At 29.3% G+C, this 11,860-nt stretch carries 13 protein-coding genes; 8 read left to right on the forward strand and 5 right to left on the reverse strand.

What is annotated here, in order from left to right; genetic code table 11:
* Positions 1 to 14: 14 nt before the first annotated feature.
* Positions 15 to 599, reverse strand: coding sequence for a YceI family protein (locus tag DK442_RS24955; RefSeq protein ID WP_109438646.1), 585 nt, complete (start codon positions 597 to 599; stop codon positions 15 to 17).
* 345 nt (positions 600 to 944) lie between these two features.
* Here DK442_RS24955 and DK442_RS28390 point away from each other — a divergent pair, with 345 nt between their 5' ends.
* From DK442_RS28390 to DK442_RS24970, 4 genes are all read left to right on the forward strand, one after another.
* Positions 945 to 1,118: a hypothetical protein gene (locus tag DK442_RS28390; protein ID WP_160114348.1), complete on the forward strand. Its 174-nt coding sequence runs from the start codon at positions 945 to 947 to the stop codon at positions 1,116 to 1,118.
* Positions 1,119 to 1,390: 272 nt separating this feature from the next.
* Positions 1,391 to 1,759, forward strand: coding sequence for a rhodanese-like domain-containing protein (locus tag DK442_RS24960; protein WP_109438647.1), 369 nt, complete (start codon positions 1,391 to 1,393; stop codon positions 1,757 to 1,759).
* 29 nt (positions 1,760 to 1,788) lie between these two features.
* The gene (locus tag DK442_RS28560; protein WP_167571994.1) at positions 1,789 to 1,944 is read left to right on the forward strand and encodes a hypothetical protein; all 156 of its coding nucleotides are present in this window, start codon (positions 1,789 to 1,791) and stop codon (positions 1,942 to 1,944) included.
* 338 nt (positions 1,945 to 2,282) lie between these two features.
* Positions 2,283 to 2,741: an isoprenylcysteine carboxylmethyltransferase family protein gene (locus DK442_RS24970; protein ID WP_109438649.1), complete on the forward strand. Its 459-nt coding sequence runs from the start codon at positions 2,283 to 2,285 to the stop codon at positions 2,739 to 2,741.
* Here DK442_RS24970 and DK442_RS24975 read toward each other — a convergent pair.
* Entirely contained in the window at positions 2,738 to 3,952 is a 1,215-nt protein-coding gene (locus DK442_RS24975) for a multidrug effflux MFS transporter (RefSeq protein WP_109438650.1), read from the reverse strand. The genes DK442_RS24970 and DK442_RS24975 overlap by 4 nt on opposite strands.
* A gap of 114 nt (positions 3,953 to 4,066) precedes the next feature.
* On the opposite strand from DK442_RS24975, the gene DK442_RS24980 reads away from it, so the two are divergent.
* Positions 4,067 to 4,657 (forward strand): hypothetical protein, encoded by a 591-nt coding sequence (locus tag DK442_RS24980; protein WP_109438651.1) that lies wholly within the window; start codon positions 4,067 to 4,069, stop codon positions 4,655 to 4,657.
* Positions 4,658 to 4,763: 106 nt separating this feature from the next.
* Positions 4,764 to 5,333 carry a DUF4251 domain-containing protein gene (locus DK442_RS24985; RefSeq protein WP_109438652.1) on the forward strand — a complete coding sequence of 190 codons (570 nt, stop codon included), beginning with the start codon at positions 4,764 to 4,766 and terminating at the stop codon, positions 5,331 to 5,333.
* Between the two features lie 266 nt (positions 5,334 to 5,599).
* Here the strand turns inward: DK442_RS24985 and DK442_RS24990 are convergent, their stop codons facing one another.
* The 3 genes from DK442_RS24990 to DK442_RS25000 all read right to left on the reverse strand — a co-directional run bounded on the left by DK442_RS24990 (position 5,600) and on the right by DK442_RS25000 (position 9,588).
* Positions 5,600 to 8,671, reverse strand: coding sequence for a Tn3 family transposase (locus DK442_RS24990; protein WP_109438653.1), 3,072 nt, complete (start codon positions 8,669 to 8,671; stop codon positions 5,600 to 5,602).
* Between the two features lie 61 nt (positions 8,672 to 8,732).
* Positions 8,733 to 9,026 carry a hypothetical protein gene (locus tag DK442_RS24995; protein WP_109438654.1) on the reverse strand — a complete coding sequence of 98 codons (294 nt, stop codon included), beginning with the start codon at positions 9,024 to 9,026 and terminating at the stop codon, positions 8,733 to 8,735.
* On the reverse strand, positions 9,016 to 9,588 hold the full coding sequence (locus DK442_RS25000; RefSeq protein WP_109438655.1) for a metallophosphoesterase family protein: 573 nt from the start codon (positions 9,586 to 9,588) through the stop codon (positions 9,016 to 9,018). The genes DK442_RS24995 and DK442_RS25000 overlap by 11 nt, the downstream gene beginning before the upstream one ends.
* A gap of 171 nt (positions 9,589 to 9,759) precedes the next feature.
* On the opposite strand from DK442_RS25000, the gene DK442_RS25005 reads away from it, so the two are divergent.
* Positions 9,760 to 10,335 (forward strand): recombinase family protein, encoded by a 576-nt coding sequence (locus DK442_RS25005; RefSeq protein ID WP_109438656.1) that lies wholly within the window; start codon positions 9,760 to 9,762, stop codon positions 10,333 to 10,335.
* Positions 10,336 to 10,534: 199 nt separating this feature from the next.
* Entirely contained in the window at positions 10,535 to 11,731 is a 1,197-nt protein-coding gene (locus tag DK442_RS25010) for a hypothetical protein (RefSeq protein WP_109438657.1), read from the forward strand.
* Positions 11,732 to 11,860: the final 129 nt, after the last annotated feature.

Consider the following 11,860-nt stretch of genomic DNA (forward strand, 5'->3'; position numbering starts at 1 on the left):
AGAGCCTGAATTATTTATTGAATAACAGGAAAGTAAAAGCGAACATCTAGCTTGTTTTTTTCTCGCTCATCGTGTATGTTAACTCCAAAATCGCTGGTGTAAATTGTGGTTTTACCTAATAATTTTTTATCATCAAGAGAAAAGGTGATGATCACTTCTTTCTTGGTTTCTTTAATGGTAAGCATACCAATAACTTTATAGGTGTTCGTATCAAAAGGAACAACTTGTGTGCTTTCAAATTTGATTTTAGGATATTTTTTCTTGTAAAAGAATTTTTCCCACATGAGATGTCCGTCTCTTAAAAAATTATCGGTATCTAATGTTTTAATTAACGCAGTACCGCTAAAAGATGCATTGTCGGGATCAGAAGGATTAAAATCTATTTTAAAATCTAGGCCAGAAATAGTCCCGGATGTTTCTTCCGAAACAAAATCAAAAGAAATCCTTGATTTTTCCTTGTCAATGGTCAATCCTCGATAATCATTAATCAAAGCATATTCGCTGGTATTATTAGATATATTGATTTCATTTGGAAAATCAGTTTGAGCAAATCCTTGTGAGATAAGAACAGTGAGTAAAATACTTATTAAAGCTTTCATGGGAGTATGATAATTATTTTTAAAGATAACAAGAATCAAGAATCATTCCAAGGCTTATCAAATTTAGATATTGCTTGTCGGGGGAAATTCACTAGTTGATATTAGGTGTTTTGCCTCTTTCATCTTGGGATTGAACAACATAGTTTTGATAAAAGGGTATTACAAAGAATTATGTTAAAAATTACGGGCTAACCATAGAAACATATGAGTTTGTAGGATTTTGGATTACAAGAGCTCTTAAAATAAATATAAAGTGATACAAATGAATAGATTAAAAGTAAAAAAAGTAATAAATTAGAAAGACCATTGATCGTTAGCCAATTCATGAACCTAAAAAGTTGAATTATGAGTAAAGAAAAATCTAGAAAAAAAAGACGCTTTGCAGATTTCCAGACAAAATATCGTAGATCTTCAAATTTTGGATATGGATCAAAAAGAGATCAGTTTGCCATCGCAGGAAATGGGGAGTTATTTGCTCCAGAGGATGATGAACAAAATAATAAATCTCAGAATTCCTAATATAACATCTTGAGATCATGAACACACCTTTTTTTGGTGTGATAAATACTTCGTTTGTGACTTTTGTTACTTCATAAAAAAATAAGGTATTGTACCTTTGTCTAAAATTATATGAAAAGCTATTTGATAGAGAAGGAACAATAGTATAATGTTATGGGATAGAGTCATAAATATTTTTAACCTCTAGTTGCTCTAACTGCTAATCACCTGCGTAGTGATAATAAATCGTTACTTCTTTTATATTGTAAGCTGCCATTATACGTGTCAAATACATGAAAATATTAATTATTCTATGGACCATATTTTCATATGGTTCTTTTAGCTATCAAAAAGAAGATATAATTAAAATTATAGATATTGAAACCTTCAAAAGTGCAGTTATAGGCAAAGATGTACAACTCATTGATATTCGTACTCCAAGAGAATATAAGGCTGGTTTTATAGATGATGCTATCAATATTAATAGTTATGATGCTCAACAATTTTCTATAGCGTTTCAAAAATTAGATAAAGAAAAGCCAATCTATATATATTGTTACTCTGGTGGTAGAAGCAATCGTGCTAGTAAGAAGCTGGCTGCAATGGGGTTTAAAAAAATCTTTGATTTTAAAGGAGGATATAAGGCATGGAGCAATCAATAACTATTAAGAATACTATAAAACTTAAAAAAATGATAGACAAAGAACAATATGAGAGTATTGCCAAAGAAATTCATAGTGATACTAGTCCTGTAGGGATTGATGCTAAAAAAACTCATATTCTGATCCTTCAAAAATTAATAAAAATTGAAGAACGATTGGATCGCTTGGAAAATAAATTACAATAGAATTATTCATGTGGGGTTGTGTATGTAATTGATATTGTTGTTGTTATGGTTTTTGAGTAAATACATGTAACATTTGTCACAGTATTTTATTTTTTTTCAGAATATATTTGTACTTATAGTTCTTAGGGAATTTAATTGCTAAAAAAGAAACTAAGTAATTTGGGAAGCTGTCATAAAAGGCTCAAACTTCGACATTGTCAGATTGAATTTTATCAAAACACATTTGTCAAAATGTTTTGTTTTTCTGGATTTCAGAATTCAATTGGATAGAGGAGTATACTTTTTTGACAGCTTTAATATTTTAGTAACCGATATATTTATTTTCATACGTTAAGGATATGAAATTAAAAACTAAAGACATTGGTTTTGTAGTTATACAGTTTTGTTTATTTATCATCTATCTGTTTGATAGCGATTTTTTAAATTTTGATGTATTACATTTTATACGAATTATAGGTATATCTATAGCCATTTTGGGTGGATTCCTTATACTCATTGCTACAATACAACTCAATACAAACCTATCTCCGTTTCCTAGCCCAAAATCAGGCGCTAACTTGATACAAAATGGGGTTTATCGTTATATAAGGCATCCAATTTATACCGCAATTCTATTGATCACTTTTGGCTATGGGATATATATAGGATCTCTTTTTAAGATATTAGTGACTATTGTACTCTATGTTCTTTTTTATTTTAAATCTGTATATGAAGAAGAACGTTTAGTAAAGATGTTTTTACAGTATACCTCATACAAGAAGCGTACAGGACGTTTTCTACCAAAATGGTTAAACTAGATTATGCGTTTATCATTTTTTTTTGCAGATACTTTTAAATACATAAGGATTACAATAGATAATATCGAACAGACTAAAAAGCCTATAAATAGAGGTAGAGTAGAGGTTATAACAAACCTTCCGATATAGGTGCTAATAGGAACCGCCATTATAGTAGATATAAATCCTGTTATAGCGGCACCTATTCCTGCAATATGACCGATAGGTTCCATAGCAAGAGCTCTTAAGTTTCCAAATAAAAATCCAATCGCAAAAAATTGTATTCCGAAGAAAATCAATAGAATAACAACATTAGGGTTTGGTGAATTATAAAACAAAACGATATATAGAAGAGAAATAACAAAAAAAGCAAATAGGGAAGTGGTTACCAATTTTTCCATTCCGTACTTTAATACCAGTGTCCCATTAAGGAAAATAGCAGATCCAATAGCTATAGCCAAAAGGCCAAATATATATGGAAATTCTTCTTTTAGGTTATACTGTTGCTCAAAAATCTGTTGCGAAGTACTTAAATATACCATAAACGAACCTACTATAAAACCAGAGATGAGCGTATATCCCATTGTTGTTTTATATTTTAGTAGTTCTTTTAGCCCGTCCAAGAAAATATTAGAAGTAAATTTTATACGTTTTGAAACGTCGAGGGTTTCTGCTTGTCGTTTCCAGAACCAAAAAGAGACCAACAGACCAAAAATCAATTGTATGTAGAAAATAGCTTGCCAATTATAGTGGTCTAATACAAATTTACCCAAAGCAGGAGCAATAATAGGTACGAGAAGAAATACTACGGTAACAAATGACATAATACGTGCCATATAATCACCACTATAGATATCTCTAATCATTGCTATTGCGATCGTTCTGGGTGCAGAAAGTCCGATTCCTTGTAAAATCCTTCCTACCACCATCATTTCTATACTTGTAGCAAAAATGCATATAAAACTTGCAATGATAAAGAGTAAAAATCCCATATAGACTACAGGTTTTCTACCAAAACTATCAGATATAGGCCCAAAAAAGAGTGGGCCAATACCAAGTCCCAAAAAGATCATGGTAATTAATAATTGATTATCTGCGATTTGTGTGACACCAATAGTAACTCCGATAATATCTAATGCAGGTAGAAGAGCATCTATGGCCAAAGCAACAATTGACATTAAGGATGCCATGAGTGTTACAAATTCGAACTGAGCGAGCTTCTTTTTTAACATCCCGCAAAAGTAGCCGTTTTACTATTGTTAAATGATAAAGTAATGTTATAATTATTTAGGATTTGTAACGTGTATATTTTTTTATAGTTATTTTATAAAACTGTATTAACCAACATGATGAAAAACAACTTCTTTTTAGTATTATCATTCATATCTAGAAAAAATAAAAATTACATTATAACTACTGCAATGGTATGTGCTGCTGTTTTTTTTGGAGATACTATAATGGCACAAAATGAAAGCTATACTTCTGTACCTGCCAGAAGAAAAAGTAGACTAACCATCGACGGAGTTTCTTATGTTGGTCGACCGAGTCTGATTACTCATTTTAGTCCGGGAAAACAATCTAGTTTTACTGTTAACTATGAGTTTAGTACTAACTTTCATGCCGAGATAGAAGGTCATTACTATCTCTATGATTTAATGGATGTTTTTATTGTTTCTTTTATTGTTCCTATTAGTACCAAACAATACGTGTCTGATAGGCTGTATCTTTTTACAGGAGGAGAAGTAGAGTTTACCAGATCCTTTAATTATGGTGCAGAACCAATTCCACCGATTTTTAAAATGATTAACGGGGTTGGGTATGATGTAAATGCTAATTTTTCTTTAGAAGTAAAACAAGATTTAAATTTTAATACTACAACTTTGGCGCCATTTAGTAATCCCAATATGTTTTCGGTAAAAGGTAAGTTTAAGTTTTAATTAAGAGTTAATCCTTGGTTTACTGTGTTTTAGAGTCACAAGTCACGCTTAAAAACCGTATATTTGGTACGAAAATTGATAGATGTAGCATATAAATCCAGATAAAATGAAAACTCTTTTTTTAATACTTATTGGTGGCTTATTAGTGAGTTGTGGAAGTTCTCAAAATATTGAGGTTACTGAAGCACAGCGTAAAGCATTAGATGAAATAGTAACTCAAAAGAAGTATGAGATTATCTCTGATTGGGCTTCACCGCTTACTACGACAAGTGTTAATGCCGTAGCCAATAGTGGATTACTTCCTCCGGGAAGCACGGTAAACAATATCAGTTTGATAGGCAACGGTAATCATTTTAGAATGGATGGAGATAGTGTTGATGTATATTTACCATATTTTGGGGAGCGTAGACTATCGGCTAGATACAGCACAGATGCTGGTATAAAGTTAAAAGGAGCATATGATAATTATATGGTAGAATATGACGAGAAAAAACAACTGTATTTGATCAAATTTAATGTTAACGATATTCAGGAATCCTATAGAATTATTATACGGTTATACGCTAATTTAAAGAGTGACATTAGTGTTAATAGTAATTATCGAACTACCATTAACTATAGAGGAAACGTATCTAAACTATCAGAAAAAAGTACAGCTACAGTCACTACACAATAGATTATAATAAGTGTTTTTTAATAGAATCTTGTATTGTGGTAGGATCTTGTTCTACCAAAAACTTCATGAATATATAGATTCCCAAAATATGTGCTGAAACAATAAAGAATGTACAGAAATTATTCAATAAAAATAGCTCATTAATAACGGTAAAACCTACAACAAATTGACATAAAAAAGCCGATATGATCAGTTTAGGCTTTATACCAAAAATATGAAAAATGTGTGCTAAAACACATAAAACACTAATAGTCAATAACTTATTTTTATATCTGAAATTCTAAAATACTTTTTAAATCAAATTTTGATTCTTTATTAGAAATTTCAAAATCATATTCACCGTGCATGTTTATATGCTGCCAGGTCATAACTGAACTTTGTTTTAATATATCGATTATCCTATCATACTCTTGTTTACTTTCAATTTTTGAAAGCTTTTCAGAGATAAATAAATAATTCCATAGAATTATGGAGTTTTGTATTAAATGTCTACAAGAAAGAGCTATTTCTTGTTCTTCTTTTGTACTTACTTTGAATTCTTGATTATTACCAAAAAAGACCGCTTTAGCAAATAAATGAGATAACTCAACTTTATTCAACTGCTTCTCTATCGCTTGTCTTAATGGCGTTTCAGAATAATATCTTAAGAGAAAAATTGTTTTATAAATTCTGCCTAATTCTTTTAGAGCTTTATATAATGGATGTTGTTTAGAATAAGAACTTAATCTACTTAGTATTTCTGATGCCCTTACCTCTTTCAATTTTATCGTACATAAAAGCCTTATTACATTATCCCACTGTGTATCTAAAATAGTTTCATCAATTTGCATTCCTTTTGCTGGTAGAATTTGATAACCTTTCTGTTGATAATTCTTTCTTGGGTGGCTTTTGAAAGTATATAAAAGTTGATTTTTATGGTTTTTTATCCTAGGAGCAAAAAAAATACCTAGTGAATTACATATTCCAAAAACTATTTCACTGTATCCATGTGTATCAGTTGAATGAATATTACTTTCGATTTCATCATTATGCATTAATCCATCCAAAACATATCCTGCTTCACGTTCTGATGTACTAATAATGGTATTGTAAAACAATTTACTTTGATCATCGATGAAACTATATGCAGAAACCCCTTTACCAAATCCGAAATACTTATAAGAATATCTAGCGTGTAGTGATGGAATACTCACATTAAATTTTTGGCCATCACTAGAGGTATGTAATTTATCTTTTGAAAATATTTTGGGTAGTGAAAGGTTATTTATTAGCGCTAGTATCCTTCTATTAGCTTCATCTAAATTTTCTTTACTGAAATACCATCTAACCGCATATTCCAATTTATCCGCTCCTATTCCCTTCGAAATCTTACCCATTTTTCTTATTCCTATATTACACCCTAATCCAATAATAGCGGCATACAAGACATCATCTGACAAGTTGTTCTTAAAAGTTTTTCTACTATAGTGTACAAAGACATCTCCTATTTTGGTCGTATGCCTTATCTCAGATAAAATATTAATTAGTGGTAAATATTGGTCTGAACCTAAAACTTCAATACAACCATTATTTGTATCCACATCATTCAGTTTTGGGGTGGTAATTCTAGGTTTTCCATCTTTACCAATTTTTAAATTGGTATTATCCCCAATTCCTTGATTAGTCTTTAAATACTGATCGGACAAAATATTCTTAAAATTGGTTAGAAAGCCTTTGACACATTTAAATTCTTTTAAATTAGCTCTCTCAATTAGTTCGGATTTACTGGAATTCCATTTTTCGGAACTAATTAGATATTCATCAATAGATTTATATTTATCAGAATATTTTAAGTTAAGGGATCCTGCTTTGATATGATTAGAGATTTCCCTATACAAAATAACTTTATAGAGACTCTTATCTAGTTCACCTTTCTCATCAAATAGCCACTTATTGTCTTTTTCAGATACAAATTCGGTTGGTGCATAATTTGTTATTTTTCCCTTTTTATCCTTATAATAATTAATCGCTGAAATTATTTCCAAATTTGATGTGTTAGGATTAAATTCAAGAATTTGGATAATATTACCAACCCTATTTTGGATTTTTCTAAAACCCTTAGACAGTTGAGTGAAAAACAGTTGATCTTTAATCCCTTTTATATTGAATGGATCAATTTTGGATAATTCTTCTAACAACTTATCCTGAAATGAGTTTTCTTTTTTAAAAAGAAGTTGAGTTATTTTTTCTACTTTTTCAGTATCCTGATAATTATTGGATATAATTATTTCTTTAACTTTTGTCATTTGTTGTTTAGACGAAAGAATAATATTTCGAATATTTGAAAATCTACTTTTCTTTTGTGAATTTTGATCAATAGTTTGATTTAAAAACTGAGTTGCTACAATTTTTTCAGTGTCATTAAAATATTTTGGAACACATTGTAAAACAATTTCAGTAAATAAATCTTGTCTAAGCCTAAATTGATATACAATGAAAGCAATTAGATATAGCCTTTTAATTTCTATGTTACTAATACTTTCAAACTGAATGTGCTCAGCTTTAATTAACCAAACAGCATAATAGTTTAATAATTCTTTAGAAATATCAGTAGTAGTGATAGCCGGTAAGAAAGTGAAATGTAAATCTTGAATAATATAAAAATCTTCAAGGCTTTCTCTTATTTTTTTTGGTGTAATACCCTGTTCTGGTTTTTTTAAACTAGTTATTAAATATGGGTTATTGGAAGAAAGTTTATCAGGATTAGATGGTAAAATCATTAGACTATCTAATGTCTCTTTTTGAGATTTTGTCAAGGCCTTATCGATTTGCTTAACAAGAATAGATTCAAAAGAATTAAGGGCTTCACTTACAACATTAGAAAAGACATAGTACTTGGGTATTTCAACTTTTCTTTCTTCTAGATAATCTAGAAGAGAATAAAATATATCTTTTGGTTTTAAAGAAGTTTTAACCAAAGACTCTGCTTCTTGTATGAAACTCTTTTTGAATTCACTAAATTTCCTATATCCATTAAGTTCTAAAATTAATTTACGATGCAAATTATAGGCTACTTTTTTATACTCTGAAATAGAAATAGAATGTTTTATATCCAATAATCTTATTACAAAATTGATGTCGTCTTTATGAAATTGATAAGGCAAGAAAAATTTCCTTTTTAAAGTGAAATAGCCCATTTGAAGAATGAAACCAATTTTTGTTATAGTTTTTCTGAAAGATAGGTTATGATCCAAAATATCTCTTGTGGTAAAAACTAATTGTCTTTCTTCATCCGTTAGTTCTGGAGGTAAATCAAATTTTTGGATTTCCGAATCTTTAAGGAAATTAATCTGCTTCATTTATAAAGGTTTAGATAGATTCATACCAAACTTGGGCAAAATTTTACTAATTAACTTGTAATCATTTTTTTTTAATATTCTTATTGATATATCGTAGTTTCCAAGATTCAATTTCTTCCCTTAGATCACTTATTTCTAATCGATAGTCCCGTAATAAATTTTCATAATGATCTAGGACATTATTCTTTTTTTCGTTTTGTAATGAATTTATAATCGATTCTTGTGATTGTACTTTTATATTACGGATTATTAGAGCATCTTCAAGTTCTTTTAATTTAGAAGCCTGACTTTTACGTATATTCGATAATGAAATGACTTTATCGATAAGTTCTTGTTTAGAAAGTTCAGATAACATTATTTTTTCTGGTTTTAAATGGAGGTTTCCATTTTTTAGTTTTCATAATAACTTTTACTTCATCATAAGACAGAGGGCAGAAATTATGGCAGTCTACTCCTATATCAAGTGATAATGAATTTGGGTTATCCGGAAGCGTTCCGTGAGAATGTCCATATAAATGATAAGTGCCGTGGTGAGAAGCATTCCATACTCTCAATCCGTAATGAAAAAGCACTAGTAATTGTTTTCCTCTCTCAAAATCAGTGTCTTGAACCGTTAATTCATAGTAATCCTTTATCCATTCAAACCTTTCCTTACAAGCTTCTCCTGATTTTTCATGATTACCCTTAATTAGATATATTCTACCATTCAATTTTTCTAATATTTTTTCAAGATTTTTAGGGTTAGTTAAACCAATATCACCTAAATGATATACTTGATCTTTTTTTCCAACTTTTTTATTCCACTTTTCGATTAAGACTTCATTCATCTCTTCCACGTGTGTAAAAGGGCGATTGGAAAATTTGATAATATTTGCATGACCAAAATGATGATCCGATGTAAAAAATATTTTACTCATACATCAAAGTTATTAAATAATAGTAAGATTAAAATTAATTCCTACAGATAAGTAGTACTATAAAACGGTCGTTTTATGAGACATCTCTGACACCCTGACAGAAATATTATAATTAGTAACATTTTCGGTCTTTTTTAGTAGTTTTGTTAAATAACCTTTTATGAGACAATTATGATTGTTGGATATGCAAGAGTATCAACACCTGATCAAAAAATAGAATCACAAATAGATTTACTTGAGGAAGCTGGGTGTGAAAAAATTTATACTGACATTGCCAGTGGAGTTAGAGAAGATCGGTCTGGACTGAATGAGATGATAGAATATCTCAGAAAGGGTGATATAGTTTACACTTATAAAAATGATAGGATCTTTAGATCATTAAAAAATATGATTGACCTTATAGATACCTTCAATGAAAAGGGTGTTCATTTTAAAAGCCTTAGTGAACCAGAGTTCGATACAACTTCTGCAAATGGAAAGTTTCTTTTACAAATTTTTGCGGCAGTTGCAGAATTTGAACGAAACCTTATTAGTGAAAGAACTAAAATAGGTTTAAACAATGCTAGAAAGCGAAAGAAACTTTTAGGTAGACCGAAAGGTCCAAAAAAAGAAACTGTTGAAAAATATCAATATGCGAAACATCTTTATGATAATTTAAATATACCAATAGATCAAGCCTGTAAAAAAGCAACATTGAGTAAAGCGACATTCTATAGAGTAGAGAAAGAATTGGTAAAAACTAGTTGATTTGTATTTATTAATTTTTGACTAATTAATTAGTAATTAATAGTATAGGCGCATAAATGAAATTAAATTTTTTTTATTAAGAATATTCTTGTTAATTGTAAGCCTACATTGTCATATTGTTACCCCACCCATTTTTTTAAAATATTTATAATCAAGTATTTTTTGATTTAAATATACTTTGATAATATGAACAAAATCTATGATAAATAGAGAAGCAAAAGATTTAATTGAAGCAATTAGGCTTCAAAAGTTAAGAGCCCTAGAATATTTGTTAGATCACCTAGAAGATAAAGGAGAAAGTGATATTGCTGTTGCCATTGAAATTTTGGAGGATGTATATGTTCGAAAGGAAAAAAGTGAAATGTTTGAACAAAATAAAAATTATGATCCATCTTCAAAATTTTCTCTTAATAGCGAAGAAATACTTAAATCATTTTGTAGCTTCTTGGATGTATGGGTTTATAATCAACTCTCTACAAATATTTCGTTTTGTTTTTTAAGTACTAATTCTATTGCTAAAGAAAGGCAAACGGAAAGATCTCGTAATTTAAAGATAAATTTTCCATCAGAAAAGATACTGGAAGTATTGGCTACAGGTAATGATGAGAAGATTAAGGAAGTGTCTTGTTTTGTCAAATCTATTGTTACTGATTACTATCAAAAGAATTTTATAGACGAAACGTCTACTTTAAATGTTTTAGATTCAATGGATCTTGATTCTTGGAATGGGTTTTTAAGTCAAATAAAATGGATATTTGGATATAAATCTGTCGAAGAAATTAATAAAAGTTTGATTGAAAAAATTAAAAACTGTAGGTACTATAGCAAATTTCATCATGGAAAAGAAGAAGATATTAAGGCAAAGTTACTTGAAGTAATAGAACAAAAATCTATAAAGGAGGATTATGTTTTTAGACTTGTTAATAAATCAGATATTAAACTTCAATTCAGTTATTCTGAGTTAGAAAACCAAAATTTAACTCAAGATGATGTATATCTACTATGGACAACTATTGAAAAGCCAGATGATTTTAGAAATTTAGGCGAGAAAATACTTGCTGTATGTCCGAGTTATAATTCTAAGAAGCTTAAAAATTTGGAAAGGAAAGCATCAATAGCAAAAATTGAGGAAAATAAGCTTAGAAACTCACCCAAATATTTAGCTTTAAAATATAGGGTATATGATTATTGTGCAAATGCATTACTTGATATGATTGATGGAAAATCTACTTTTACTGAAGCAGAAATAAACATAATTATTTCTGCTATAGATAAAGAATGTGTTGAACAGTTTAAAGAATTGAAAAAAGATTTTGACTATGGAATTAAAAGAAATACTATAATTTTAGAGTTATTTGTCGAGTTTATTGATAGTTGTTATTTAGCTTTTGACTGATGGATGAAAAAAATTTACAGGTAAAGAAAAGAATGATGTTTATTAAGGAGGAGGATTATAACTTTTTAACTTATAATATATTCATAATTCTTAATGGTTTAGGTTGCACCGCTCAAAAAGTACTAACAC

The sequence above is a fragment of the Aquimarina sp. AU119 genome (assembly GCF_900312735.1).
GTDB classification, from domain to species: Bacteria; Bacteroidota; Bacteroidia; order Flavobacteriales; family Flavobacteriaceae; genus Aquimarina; species Aquimarina algiphila.